Genomic DNA, 10,795 nt, shown 5'->3' on the forward strand with positions numbered 1-10,795 from the left:
GCATGAGCACCACCACGGAACTCACCGAGACGACCCTGCTGCGGTTCGCGACCGCCGGTTCGGTCGACGACGGCAAGTCGACGCTCGTCGGGCGGCTGCTGCACGACTCCAAGTCGGTCCTCGTCGACCAGCTGGAGGCCGTCGAGCGTGCCTCCGCGAGCCGCGGCCAGGAGGCCCCGGACCTCGCACTGCTCACCGACGGCCTGCGCGCCGAGCGTGAGCAGGGCATCACCATCGACGTGGCCTACCGCTACTTCGCCACGCCCAAGCGCCGGTTCATCCTCGCCGACACCCCCGGCCACGTGCAGTACACCCGCAACATGGTGACGGGTGCCTCCACGGCCGAGCTGACGGTGATCCTGATCGACGCCCGCAACGGGGTCGTGGAGCAGACCCGCCGGCACGCGGCCCTCGCGGCGCTGCTGCGGGTGCCGCATGTGGTGCTCGCGGTCAACAAGATGGACCTCGTCGACTACCAGGAGTCCGTCTTCGCCGCGATCGCCGAGGAGTTCACGGCGTACGCGCTCGAACTGGGCGTCCCGGAGGTCACCGCCATCCCGATCTCGGCGCTCGCCGGGGACAACGTGGTGGAGCCGTCCGCGAACATGGACTGGTACGGCGGCCCGACCGTCCTGGAGCACCTGGAGACGGTCCCGGTCACCCACGACCTGAGCCACTGCCACGCACGGCTTCCCGTGCAGTACGTGATCCGGCCGCAGACCGCCGAGCACCCCGACTACCGGGGCTACGCCGGTCAGATCGCCGCCGGTTCGTTCCGGGTCGGCGAGCAGATCACCGTGCTCCCGTCGGGCCGCTCCACGAAGATCGCCGGCATCGACCTGCTGGGCGAGCCGGTCGACGTCGCCTGGACCACGCAGTCGGTGACGATCCTCCTGGAGGACGACATCGACATCTCGCGCGGCGACCTGCTGGTGCCCAGCAAGGACGCGCCGCCGACCACCCAGGACATCGAGGCGACCGTCTGCCACGTGGCCGACGCCCCGCTGACCGTCGGCCACCGCGTCCTGCTCAAGCACGGCACCCGCACGGTCAAGGCGATCGTCAAGGACATCCCGTCCCGGCTCACCCTCGACGACCTGTCCCTGCACCCGCACCCGGGACAGCTCGTCGCCAACGACATCGGCCGCGTGAAGATCCGTACCGCGGAGCCGCTGCCCGTCGACTCCTACTCGGACTCGCGGCGCACCGGTTCGTTCATCCTCATCGACCCGAACGACGGGACCACGCTCACCGCGGGCATGGTCGGCGAGTCGTTCGCGTCCCCGGAGCCCGTCAAGGACGAGTCCGAGGACGACGGGTGGGACTTCTGACATGAACTCCACCGACTACTGGTCCACGTTCGCGAAGGAGGGCGGCCGCGTAGGCAGCGGCGCGCTCGGCAGCGGGCAGGGCGGGGTGGCGCGATGTGTGCGCTGACGTACGCGCACCGCTTGCGCGCCCCGTCCCCCCACAGCCGTAGACGCAGACCTGCCGACCTCCCGGCCACGACCTGAGAGACCGTGACCGCCGGGCCTCCGAGAGGAACACCTCCCGTGCCTGCTACATCAGTTCTTCGCCGCTCCTTCGCGGTCATCGCCGCGCTCCCGCTTCTCACCCTCGCCGCCTGCGGCTACGGCTCCGAGGCGAAGGACACCGACACCGTCAAGGTCGCTGCCGGCGCCAAGAAGATCGACGGGCTCGACTCCGTCAAGATCGGCTACTTCGGCAACCTGACCCACGGCACCGCGCTCGTCGGGGTGAACAAGGGCTTCTTCCAGAAGGAGCTCGGGGCCACCAAGGCCTCGTACGCGACCTTCAACGCCGGCCCGTCCGAGATCGAGGCGCTCAACTCCAAGTCGATCGACATCGGCTGGATCGGCCCCTCCCCGGCGATCAACGGCTACGTCAAGTCGGGCGGCAAGAGCCTGAAGATCATCGGCGGTTCGGCGTCCGGCGGGGTGAAGCTCGTCGTCAACCCGGACAAGATCAAGTCCCTGAAGGACGTCAAGGGCAAGAAGATCGCCACCCCGCAGCTCGGCAACACGCAGGACGTGGCGTTCCTCAACTGGATCGCGGACCAGGGCTGGAAGGTCGACGCGCAGAGCGGCAAGGGTGACGTCACCGTCGTCCGCACCGACAACAAGATCACGCCGGACGCCTACAAGTCCGGTTCCATCGACGGCGCCTGGGTGCCGGAGCCGACCGCGTCCAAGCTGGTCGCCGAGGGCGCGAAGGTGCTGCTCGACGAGTCGTCGCTGTGGCCGGACAAGAAGTTCGTGATCACGAACATCATCGTGCGCCAGGACTTCCTCAAGGAGCACCCGAAGGCGGTCGAGGCCGTCCTGAAGGCGTCGGTGGAAGCCAACAAGTGGATCAACGCCAACCCGGACGAGGCGAAGGCGGCGGCCAACAAGCAGCTGGAGGCCGACTCCGGCAAGGCGCTCAAGCCCGCGGTCCTGGACCCGGCCTGGAAGTCGATCCAGTTCACCAACGACCCGCTGGCCGCCACCCTCAACACCGAGGCGGAGCACGCGGTCAAGGCCGGTCTGCTGGAGAAGCCCGACCTGAACGGGATCTACGACCTCACGATCCTCAACAAGGTCCTCAAGGCCGACGGCGAGTCCGCGGTGGACGCCGCCGGTCTCGGCACCAGCTGACCCCCGTTCCCCGATGAGTTCCCAGGAGGTGACGACCATGGCCACGACCACGACGCTCGCCAAGGCCGACGAGTCGGTCGAGTACGCCGCGCGTCTCGACCACGTCTCGAAGTCCTTCGCGGGACCGGGTGGACAGCAGCTCGTCCTGGACGACATCAGCATCGATGTCGCGCCCGGCGAGTTCGTCACCCTCCTGGGAGCCTCGGGCTGCGGCAAGTCCACGCTGCTGAACCTGGTGGCCGGGCTGGACGGCCCGAGCGCCGGGTCCATCACGACGGACGGCCGCCCCGCCCTGATGTTCCAGGAGCACGCGCTCTTCCCGTGGCTGACCGCGGGCAAGAACATCGAACTCGCCCTGAAGCTCAGGGGAGTTCCCAAGCCCGAGCGGCGCGACAAGGCCGAGGAGCTGCTCGAACTGGTCCGGCTGAAGGGCGCGTACGGCAAGCGCGTCCACGAACTGTCGGGCGGTATGCGCCAGCGGGTGGCCCTGGCCCGCGCGCTCGCCCAGGAGAGCAACCTGCTGCTGATGGACGAGCCGTTCGCGGCCCTGGACGCCATCACGCGGGACGTGCTGCACGACGAGATCACCCGGATCTGGGCGGAGACCGGCCTGTCCGTCCTGTTCGTCACGCACAACGTCCGGGAGGCGGTACGGCTCGCGCAGCGCGTGATCCTGCTGTCCTCGCGCCCCGGCCGGATCGCGCGCGAGTGGACGGTCGACATCCCGCAGCCGCGCCGCATCGAGGACGCGCCCGTGGCCGAACTGGCCCGTGAGATCACCGAAGAACTGCGTGGGGAGATCCGCCGTCATGGCCAGCACTGACACGACACCGGCCCAGGACGCCGGGAGCGTAGAGGCGGGCCTCGACGCGCTGGAGACCCAGGCCACCGGCCGGCCGACCTTCCGGCAGACCCTCGTCAACAAGATCCTTCCGCCGGTCATCGCGCTCGCGGTGGTCCTCGCGGTCTGGACGCTCCTCTACCCGATCGTCGACGACCCGTCCAAGCTGCCGTCGCCGGCAGCCGTGGGCTCCACGTTCAAGGAGGCCTGGCTCCAGGGCGATCTGCTCGGCTACATCTGGACCAGCGTCTCGCGCGGTCTGCTGGGCTTCTTCTTCGCCCTGCTCATCGGCACCCCGCTGGGTCTGATCGTGGCCCGGGTCAAGTTCATCCGGGCGGCCATCGGCCCGATCCTGTCCGGCCTCCAGTCGCTGCCGTCGGTGGCGTGGGTGCCGCCGGCCGTGATCTGGCTGGGCCTGAACAACTCCATGATGTACGCCGTGATCCTGCTCGGCGCGGTCCCCTCCATCGCCAACGGCCTGGTGTCCGGCGTCGACCAGGTGCCGCCGCTGTTCCTGCGGGCCGGCCGCACGATGGGTGCGACGGGCATCAAGGGCATCTGGCACATCACACTTCCTGCCGCCCTACCCGGCTATGTGGCGGGCCTCAAGCAGGGCTGGGCGTTCTCCTGGCGCTCGCTGATGGCCGCGGAGATCATCGCCCAGTTCCCCGACCTGGGCGTGGGTCTCGGCCAGTTGCTGGAGAACGGCCGCACCAACAGCGACATGGCCATGGTGTTCGAGGCGATCCTGCTCATCCTGTTCGTCGGCATCGCGATCGACCTGCTGATCTTCAGCCCGCTGGAGCGGTGGGTGCTGCGCAGCCGCGGTCTGCTGGTGAAGGGCTGACTCCCATGAAGCCCGTCCTCCTCGTCATCGCCCACGGCAGCCGTGATCCACGGCATGCCGCGACGGTGCACGCTCTGGTACGCCGGGTGCGCGCGATGTGCCCCGGCCTGCGGGTGGAGACGGGCTTCCTGGACTTCAACATCCCTTCCGTGCAGGGAGTGTTGGAGTCGCTGGCGGCGGAGGGCGTGCGTGATGTCGTAGCGCTGCCGCTGCTGTTGACGCGGGCGTTCCACGCGAAGGCGGACATCCCGGCGGTGTTGCGGGACGCACCACCGCAACTGCGGATCCACCAGGCGGAGGTGCTGGGCCCGTCGCCGCTCCTGCTGTCGGCGCTCGAACGACGGTTGTACGAAGCGGGGTTGACGCCCGCAGACAAATCCTCGACCGGGGTCGTGCTGGCCTCGGCGGGGTCCACCGACCCGGAGGCGATCGCAGTGATCGCAGAAATCGCGCGGGAGTGGCGGCACACCGGTTGGTGCGCCGTGCGGCCTGCGTTCGCCTCCGCCGCACTGCCCCGGACCGAGGACGCGGTGCGGGAGTTGAGGGAGCTGGGTTGCTCCCGCGTCGCCGTCGCCCCGTACGTCCTGGCCCCCGGTTTCCTCCCCGACCGCATCGCCCGGGGCGCGGCGGACGCGGATGTGCTGGCCGAGGTGCTGGGGGCGGCGCCGGAGGTGGCGCGGGTGGCGCTGCGCCGGTACGACACCGCGTCGGCGCGGGTGCTGCTGTCCGTGAGTGCGTAGGACGCCCTAGATCTCGCCGGCCAGCCGTACGAGTTCCACCAGCGGCATCGACCCGGCCCCCCTGCGCTCGCGGGCGAAGGTGTTCGCCAGGTGCTGGAGGAGTTCGTTGAGCGGGGTCGGGATGCCGTGCAGGCGGCCGAGGAGGGTGATCTCGCCGTTGAGGTAGTCGGCCTCGATGCTGCCGGTGCCGCGGGTGAGGGACTGCCAGGAGGAGCCGCCGCCGCGCGGGGTGCCGTCGAGGGGCAGCAGGGTGATCTTGTCGCCGCGCATCGCACGCTGTTCCTCGGTGCTCGCGTACGGGATTCCGGCGGCGTCGAGGACGGCCGCGCCCTCGGCCTGGACCCGGTCGACGAACGCCGACGCCTCCTCGCTCTCGACGGGACCGGTGACAGCTTCGACGGCGTTGGCGAGGTTGGCCAGCAGCTTGGCGTACTGCCAGCGGGCGAGGTCCGGTACGACCGGTGCCTCGAACCTGGACTTCTCCAGGTCGGCGGCGATCTGTCGGGCGGTCTCGTCCGTGCCGTGCGGGTAGACGCCCAGGTGCAGGATGCCGGTGAGCGGGCTGCCCGCGGCGGAGACGAGTCCGGGTTCCACGAAGGTCGCCGGCAGCCAGACGCAGACGCCGTACACGTGCCGGAAGCGGCGCAGGGCCAGGCGCTGGCCCTCCACGCCGTTCTGCGCGCACAACAGCGGCAGCCGCTCGGCCGCGGTGCCGCCACCCTCGACCGGGGCCGGGCCCCAGGCCTCCAGGGCGGCCTCCGTGTCCTGGGTCTTCACGGCGAGGACGAGCACGTCGTCCTCCCTGAGTTCGCCGAGCGGAGCCGGCCCGTCGACGACCGGCAGGCGGTACGTCAGCTCACCCTCCGGGACCCGCAGCCTGAGTCCGTCGTCGCGGAGGGCCGCGTGGTGCGCGCCCCGCGCGACCAGCACGACCTCGTGCCCCGAACCCGCGAGCCGTCCGCCGACGGTCCCGCCGACCGCCCCTGCCCCGATGATGATGTAGCGCATGGGAAAAGCCTCGCAGAGGACGGGGGTTGCCGTGTCCCCGGGGGCAGGGACGGGCGTCCCGGCTCGCCGCCTGCGGCTGTTCCCGGTCGCCCTCGTGGCGGGTGTCAGTCCGGGAGCGTAGCCTTGAGGGCTGGTCGGCTCCGGCTCAACGACGCGTCGCGTGAGTAACGGCCTGTCAGTTGCTGTGGGTCTAGCTGGGGGACACGACAGGTGTTGAGAGAAGCTTTCCGGCGTCGTGGAGGGCGTTGGCCGCGTGGGAGCGGCGACCGGCGGCGGGACGCCGAGCTGCGGGCGCACAGCCGACGGCTGCTCCACCGGCTCGCGCCTCCGCTGCCGCTCGGCATCACCAAGCTGTGCGAGCTGCTGGCCGAGCAGCGCGGAACCCCGATCACACTGCTGGAGTGGGAGCTGTCGGCCGACGGCCCCTTCGGTGTGCTGCTGTCCCGGCCGGACGAGGACGTCATCGTCTACCAGGCGAACACCACCAAGGCGCACCAGGCGCACATCGTGCTGCACGAGATCGGCCACATCATCGCCTACGACCTGGCGGGAGAGCGGCCCGAGCTGCCGTTGCTGCGCACCTGCTACTCCGACCGGGACGAACGGGACGCCGAGGTCGTCGCGTCCACGCTGATGCACCAGGCGATGTCGATGCACCGACAGGCCCAGCGCTACGGCCTCGACGAGCCGTGGCGGCCCTCGGTCTTCGGCAGCCTCGTCTTCGAGGACGGCCTGCGGTGAACCGAGTGTGCTCCGGGGCCGCGGGCCTCAGGGCGCCAGGAGCAGCTTGCCGCGGAAGCCGCCGCGCTCCAGGCGGCGGTGGGCCTCGGCCGCGTCCTCGAACGGGAGCACAGTGAGGTCCTGACGCGGTGCGATGCCACGGGCCGCGGCCTCGGCGACACTCACTCCGGCGAGCGGCAGCGCCGCGGCCTGTTCGAGCTTCATGCCGTCCGGCACGTGCGCCACGAAGCCGGGGTCGAAGGCGACGTACTCGGCCATGCTGCCCACGCCCGTGCCCAGTTGTGCCGTCATCGCCAGGACGCGGTCGCCGGTGCGGAAGCCGGAGCCGGCGGGTGCGTGCGCGACGGTGCCCGCCAGGTCCCAGCCGAGCACGGCGGGCAGGGAGGTGGGGATCAGGCCCGAACGGGTCGCCAGGTCCACCGGGTTGACGGCGGCCGCGGCGGTCTCGATCACCAGGGCGTCGGCGGCTTCCGGCTCCGGCAGGTCGAGGACTTCGAGGACCTCCGGTCCACCGGTCCTGGTCAGGCCGACGGCCCTCATGCGTCCTCCTCCTCGGGGGCCGGCTTCGGGGCCCTGCGTGAGGCGTCCAGTACGTCCATGATCGACAGAAGCTGCTCGCGCAGCTCCGGGGTGAGCTCGCCGGCCCGCATCGCGATCGAGCGGACCTGCCGGTCGGCGAGGGTCTCGGTCCGCTCTTCCTTCTCCTCCCGGGCGCCGGCCGGGGCCGGCTCGGAGATGAGCGCGCTCACCGAGACCGGCAGGGACATGTCCCGGGACTGGAAGAACCGCACGATCGCCGAGAGCACGTTCATCGTCGGGTTGGTCTGCGAGCCGTTGCGCAACGACGTCAGATAGCTCCGGGAGATCGTCACGTCGTGACCGGGGTCCTCCGAGATCGCCTTGGCGACCTCGGCCGTCGTGGGTTCGCGCAGGCGTCCCACAGCGTCAGGTGTTGCGGCATCCGCGAACCAGGCATTCAGGCGTTCTGCCAACGTGGCCATGCGGTCGACCTTCCCGGGGTTCCAACGGCTCAAGGGGGCGGTGACCAGGTGCTGAGCGGTTCAGCCCGTTGGTGGGCGCGCCGGGCGCATCGCTGCGGGCCGACGGTGTCGCCGCCTCTCCTGTTGTCGGGAACTTTAGCACGCACGTCACACAGCGAGCCTTGGTGCTACTATATTGAACACGGCGCCTATAAATCTATCTCCTGTCCGCCAATATGGCGCCCAAGATCCGGAGGGGACATGCACAGCGGTACCCAGCTCGCCCAGGGGCTTCGTCTGGCCATGGGTGACAGTCCGGCCTGGACGGTCGAGGCCGTACGCCAGGCGCGCTACCACGTCGTCAGCTCCGACCACCTCTTCGCGCGGGACAACACCACACTGCTGACCGGCTGCCCGGACGCGCCGATGCGCTCCGGAGAGCGGCGTCTGCTCGTCGTCGACGAGAACGTGGACGCGCTCTACGGCGCTCAGATCAGGGAGTTCCTCGACTTCCACGGCGTCAGGGCGACGGTCCTCACCCTGCGCGCCGACGAGACCGTGAAGCAGTGGGACGCCGTGTGCCAGGTCGTCGACGCGATGAACGACTTCGGAATCGACCGCCGCCGTGAGCCGGTCATAGCGATCGGCGGCGGAGTCCTCACCGACATCGTCGGTTTCGCGGCGAGCATCTACCGGCGCGGGACGCCGTACATCCGCATCCCCACGACGCTGATCGGCCTCGTCGACGCGGGCGTGGGCGTGAAGACCGGGGTCAACTACTCCACCGGCAAGAACCGCCTGGGCACCTACGCGCCCGCCACGGCCACGTTCCTGGACCGCTCGTTCCTGCGCAGCCTGGACCTGCGGCACATCAGCAACGGCCTGGCCGAGATCCTGAAGATGGCCCTCATCCGGTCCGAGAAACTGTTCGGCCTCCTGGAGTCGCACGGTCCCGCGGTGCGCGCGGACCGCTTCCAGGGCACGACCGGCGACCTCGCCGGCGCCGCCGACGCGATCATCGCCGAGTCCATCCACCTCATGCTGGAGGAACTGCAGCCCAACCTGTGGGAGTCGTCCCTGGAGCGCTGCGTGGACTACGGCCACACCTTCAGCCCGACCGTCGAGATGCACGCCCTGCCCGAGCTGCTGCACGGCGAGGCCGTCGTGATCGACATGGCCCTCACCACCGCGCTGTCCGCACTGCGCGGCGACGTCAGCGAGGCACAGGCCGACCGGGTCTTCTCTGTGATCCGGGCGCTCGGCCTGCCGCTCTGGAACGACGTGCTGGACGACACCTCCCTGCTCGAACACGCGCTGCAGGACACCGTGCGCCACCGCGACGGGCAGCAGCGGCTGCCGCTGCCGCTGGGCATCGGGCGGCACCGCTTCGTCAACGACGTCACCCCGGCCGAACTGCGCGATGCCGCGAGGCTGCTGCACAGCCGCGCGGCGGACCTGTCGCCCGCCTCGGACGAGGCGCTGGTGAGCGTATGAGCGCGCCGGACCGCACGCCCGCCACAGCCGTCGTGATCGGCGGGTCGACCGGGATCGGGCGCGGCATCGCCGACGCCTGGGCCGCGGACGGGATCGAGACCCACGTCTTCAGCCGCAGCCGCCCGGCCGGCCCCGACGCCGAGCGGCTGGTGTGGCACCGGACCGACCTGCGCGACGCCGAGCGGGCCAAGGAGAGCCTGCGCTCAGGGCTGCCGGACCGCATCGATCTGGTCTGCTACTCCGCCGTCTACTTCACCTCCCGGCGGGAGCCGTTCACCCGGACGACCGAGGCCGACTGGCTCGACCAGTTCGCCGTCAACGTGCACGGCCTGTCCTGGACGCTGCGGGCCGCACTGCCGGCGCTGCGCGAGTCGGCACCGGGGCTGTTCCTGCACGTGTCGTCCGAGGTCGTGTACAACGCGGGCCCGCACCGCTCCGGCTACGCCGCCACCAAGGCCGCCGCCGACTCCCTGATCCGGTCGGTCTCGCAGGAGATCGACCCCGCCGAGGTGACCTTCGTACAGACACTGCCCGCGGGCATGGTCGACACCCCGGGCATCCGCGCCCGGCGGTCCGCCGACTTCGACTATCGCGGCTACATGTCACCGGCCGCCTTCGCGCCCCTGGCCGTGGAGCTCGCCCGCACCCGGGGCGTCCCGTACCCGGGCGAGGCGCTCGTCGTGCATGAGGACGCCACCTGGTCGCCCGTCGCCGGGAACCTGCCCGTTTCCCAGTCGCGTCCCCTCGCGGACGTCCGCGCGTAGCCGCGGCCTGTCCCCTCTCCCTGGAGCAACCCTTGCCTCAACTGCACGCCACAGCACTGCTGTTCGACATGGATGGCACCCTAGTGGACTCGACCGCCCTGGTGGAGTCCACCTGGGCCGGATTCTGCACACGGCACCGACTCGATCTCGCGGAGGTGCTGGACTTCGCCCACGGCCGCCCCACCCGCGAGACCGTCGGCCACTTCCTCTCCGACCCGGGCCTGGCGGCGGCGGAGACCCGGCGCCTCGTCGCCCACGAGGAGTCCGAGACCACGGGCATCACCGAAGTCCCCGGCGCACGGGCGCTGCTCACCGCCCTGCCGCCGCACACCTGGGGCGTCGTCACCTCGGCGGGCCGCCGACTCGCACAGGTGCGGATGGCCGCGGCGGGACTCCCGCTGCCCGGGATCCTGGTCAGCGCCGACGAGGTGAGCCGCGGCAAGCCGGACCCCGAGGGCTATCTGAGCGCCGCCGCCCAACTCGGCTGCCCGCCGCAGGACGCGATCGTCGTCGAGGACTCCGGCGCCGGGGTGCGGGCCGGACTCGCCGCCTGCGGACGCACCGTGGTCATCGGCGGTCTCGACACGTACGACGACGTGGCACCGCGCTGGGCCGACTTCCGCGGCTTCCGGGTCGAACCGCCGCAGGCCGGCGTCCCCGGCGTGCTGCTGGACGTACCCGAGCCGGTCGCCGCGGGCCAGGCGGTCGCGAGCTGATGAGCGC

The 10,795-nt window shown here is 70.8% G+C and carries 12 protein-coding genes; 9 read left to right on the forward strand and 3 right to left on the reverse strand.

What is annotated here, in order from left to right; all coding sequences use genetic code 11:
• Positions 1–2: 2 nt before the first annotated feature.
• From AB0D34_RS05775 to AB0D34_RS05795, 5 genes are all read left to right on the forward strand, one after another.
• A complete protein-coding gene (locus AB0D34_RS05775) occupies positions 3–1,331 on the forward strand; it encodes a GTP-binding protein (RefSeq protein WP_362656988.1) in 1,329 nt (442 codons plus the stop codon).
• A gap of 222 nt (positions 1,332–1,553) precedes the next feature.
• The gene (locus AB0D34_RS05780) at positions 1,554–2,657 is read left to right on the forward strand and encodes an aliphatic sulfonate ABC transporter substrate-binding protein (protein WP_362656991.1); all 1,104 of its coding nucleotides are present in this window, start codon (positions 1,554–1,556) and stop codon (positions 2,655–2,657) included.
• A 37-nt stretch (positions 2,658–2,694) separates the two neighbouring features.
• The gene (locus AB0D34_RS05785) at positions 2,695–3,480 is read left to right on the forward strand and encodes an ABC transporter ATP-binding protein (protein WP_362656994.1); all 786 of its coding nucleotides are present in this window, start codon (positions 2,695–2,697) and stop codon (positions 3,478–3,480) included.
• On the forward strand, positions 3,467–4,345 hold the full coding sequence (locus AB0D34_RS05790) for an ABC transporter permease (RefSeq protein ID WP_362656997.1): 879 nt from the start codon (positions 3,467–3,469) through the stop codon (positions 4,343–4,345). The genes AB0D34_RS05785 and AB0D34_RS05790 overlap by 14 nt, the downstream gene beginning before the upstream one ends.
• Before the next feature lie 5 nt (positions 4,346–4,350).
• Positions 4,351–5,085 (forward strand): sirohydrochlorin chelatase, encoded by a 735-nt coding sequence (locus AB0D34_RS05795; RefSeq protein WP_362657000.1) that lies wholly within the window; start codon positions 4,351–4,353, stop codon positions 5,083–5,085.
• 6 nt (positions 5,086–5,091) lie between these two features.
• Here AB0D34_RS05795 and AB0D34_RS05800 read toward each other — a convergent pair whose 3' ends face one another.
• Positions 5,092–6,093: a 2-dehydropantoate 2-reductase N-terminal domain-containing protein gene (locus tag AB0D34_RS05800; RefSeq protein WP_362657003.1), complete on the reverse strand. Its 1,002-nt coding sequence runs from the start codon at positions 6,091–6,093 to the stop codon at positions 5,092–5,094.
• 210 nt (positions 6,094–6,303) lie between these two features.
• Between AB0D34_RS05800 and AB0D34_RS05805 the strand changes: the two genes are divergently transcribed.
• Entirely contained in the window at positions 6,304–6,834 is a 531-nt protein-coding gene (locus AB0D34_RS05805) for a hypothetical protein (protein ID WP_362657006.1), read from the forward strand.
• Positions 6,835–6,861: 27 nt separating this feature from the next.
• Here AB0D34_RS05805 and AB0D34_RS05810 read toward each other — a convergent pair whose 3' ends face one another.
• On the reverse strand, positions 6,862–7,374 hold the full coding sequence (locus AB0D34_RS05810; protein ID WP_362657009.1) for an alcohol dehydrogenase catalytic domain-containing protein: 513 nt from the start codon (positions 7,372–7,374) through the stop codon (positions 6,862–6,864).
• Positions 7,371–7,835, reverse strand: coding sequence for a hypothetical protein (locus AB0D34_RS05815; protein WP_362657012.1), 465 nt, complete (start codon positions 7,833–7,835; stop codon positions 7,371–7,373). The genes AB0D34_RS05810 and AB0D34_RS05815 overlap by 4 nt, the downstream gene beginning before the upstream one ends.
• Before the next feature lie 240 nt (positions 7,836–8,075).
• On the opposite strand from AB0D34_RS05815, the gene AB0D34_RS05820 reads away from it, so the two are divergent.
• Genes AB0D34_RS05820 through AB0D34_RS05830 form a run of 3 tightly spaced genes read left to right on the forward strand, consistent with a single transcriptional unit; the run spans position 8,076 to position 10,788 of the window.
• Positions 8,076–9,308 carry a sedoheptulose 7-phosphate cyclase gene (locus AB0D34_RS05820; RefSeq protein ID WP_362657015.1) on the forward strand — a complete coding sequence of 411 codons (1,233 nt, stop codon included), beginning with the start codon at positions 8,076–8,078 and terminating at the stop codon, positions 9,306–9,308.
• Positions 9,305–10,072, forward strand: a complete 768-nt coding sequence (locus AB0D34_RS05825) for an SDR family oxidoreductase (protein ID WP_362657018.1) — start codon at positions 9,305–9,307, stop codon at positions 10,070–10,072. Before AB0D34_RS05820 ends, AB0D34_RS05825 begins: the two co-directional genes overlap by 4 nt.
• Before the next feature lie 32 nt (positions 10,073–10,104).
• On the forward strand, positions 10,105–10,788 hold the full coding sequence (locus AB0D34_RS05830) for an HAD-IA family hydrolase (RefSeq protein WP_362657021.1): 684 nt from the start codon (positions 10,105–10,107) through the stop codon (positions 10,786–10,788).
• The last annotated feature ends 7 nt before the right edge of the window (positions 10,789–10,795 follow it).

It is taken from the genome of Streptomyces sp. NPDC048420 (assembly GCF_040651535.1).
In the GTDB taxonomy this organism is placed as follows: domain Bacteria; phylum Actinomycetota; class Actinomycetes; order Streptomycetales; family Streptomycetaceae; genus Streptomyces.

What these genes read in the sequence shown, in the direction of transcription:
- AB0D34_RS05775 (WP_362656988.1), top strand. Translation starts at nt 3, where the DNA reads ATGAGCACCACCACGGAACTCACCGAGACGACCCTGCTGCGGTTCGCG.
- AB0D34_RS05785 (WP_362656994.1), top strand. Translation starts at nt 2,695, where the DNA reads ATGGCCACGACCACGACGCTCGCCAAGGCCGACGAGTCGGTCGAGTAC.
- AB0D34_RS05790 (WP_362656997.1), top strand. Translation starts at nt 3,467, where the DNA reads ATGGCCAGCACTGACACGACACCGGCCCAGGACGCCGGGAGCGTAGAG.
- AB0D34_RS05795 (WP_362657000.1), top strand. Translation starts at nt 4,351, where the DNA reads ATGAAGCCCGTCCTCCTCGTCATCGCCCACGGCAGCCGTGATCCACGG.
- AB0D34_RS05800 (WP_362657003.1), bottom strand. Translation starts at nt 6,093, where the DNA reads ATGCGCTACATCATCATCGGGGCAGGGGCGGTCGGCGGGACCGTCGGC.
- AB0D34_RS05810 (WP_362657009.1), bottom strand. Translation starts at nt 7,374, where the DNA reads ATGAGGGCCGTCGGCCTGACCAGGACCGGTGGACCGGAGGTCCTCGAA.
- AB0D34_RS05815 (WP_362657012.1), bottom strand. Translation starts at nt 7,835, where the DNA reads ATGGCCACGTTGGCAGAACGCCTGAATGCCTGGTTCGCGGATGCCGCA.
- AB0D34_RS05820 (WP_362657015.1), top strand. Translation starts at nt 8,076, where the DNA reads ATGCACAGCGGTACCCAGCTCGCCCAGGGGCTTCGTCTGGCCATGGGT.
- AB0D34_RS05825 (WP_362657018.1), top strand. Translation starts at nt 9,305, where the DNA reads ATGAGCGCGCCGGACCGCACGCCCGCCACAGCCGTCGTGATCGGCGGG.